The sequence below is a fragment of the Polycladidibacter stylochi genome (assembly GCF_001562055.1).
GTDB lineage: Bacteria > Pseudomonadota > Alphaproteobacteria > Rhizobiales > Stappiaceae > Pseudovibrio > Pseudovibrio stylochi.
In genome coordinates, this window is the sequence record NZ_LLWE01000023.1 from 1 (window position 1) to 1,021 (window position 1,021).

At 49.4% G+C, this 1,021-nt stretch carries 1 pseudogene; it reads left to right on the forward strand.

Going from position 1 to position 1,021, the window contains the following annotated elements:
• Nucleotides 1-1,021 (forward strand): annotated as a pseudogene (locus AYK67_RS06380) (IS3 family transposase); the annotation flags it as partial.

Here is a 1,021-nt window from a genome sequence, read left to right on the forward strand (position 1 = left end):
GCAATGAGCTGGCCCGTTTGCACAAGAAAATTAAACTTCTTCGAGAGGAAAGGGATCTTTTAAAGTGTAGCTGGCAAAACAAACAGTAGAGCTGTTTGCCAAGCGCAACGCAGCCGCGTTCTTCGCCAGGGAAACAAGTCGATGAGATACCAGTTTATCGATGCACTGAACGCATATTCTTCAATTGCCAGCCTCTGTGCCTTTGTGGGTGTCAGTTGTAGCGGTTATTACGCCTGGAGAAAGCGACCCGCGAGCGCCCGGCAACGTGAGGACATGGTGCTGCTTGCCCATGTTAAAGACCGGTTTGAAGCCTCGAACAAAGCTTATGGTGCACGACGTATTGCTGCTGATCTTACCGCTGATGGTATCGCCATCGGCAGACATCGTGTGACCCGCCTAATGCGTGATAACACACTGAAAGTGGAAAGGAAAAAGAAATTCAAAAGGACCACCGACAGCTATCATAACAAGCCTGTTGCACCGAACCTTTTGGAACAGGATTTCACTTGCACCGGTCCCAATCAGAAATGGGGTGCTGACATCAGTTACCTATGGACGGCGGAAGGCTGGCTTTACCTTGCTGTGGTTGTCGATCTTTTCTCGCGAAGGATTATCGGCTGGTCAACTAGCAACCGAATGAAGACCGATTTGGTGACAAACGCCCTCAAGCGGGCGCTGGCGACACGAACTTGTCTTGATGGGCTCATACATCATTCCGACCGTGGTTCTCAATATTGCTCCGATGCTTATCAGCGGCTCTTATCAAGGCACCATATCATTCCTTCCATGAGCGGCAAGGGAAATTGTTACGACAACGCTATGGTGGAAACCGTGTTCAAGACCATCAAATCAGAAATGTTGTGGCGAACTGCCTTTCTGACACGGCAAGAGGCAAAAAAGGCACTTGGCCTTTACATTGAAGGCTTTTACAATCCAACCCGGCGACACTCGGCGTTAGACTACCAATCGCCAATTACGTTCGAGAGACAACGTAGAAAAATTGAGACAGAGGCTCTCCACT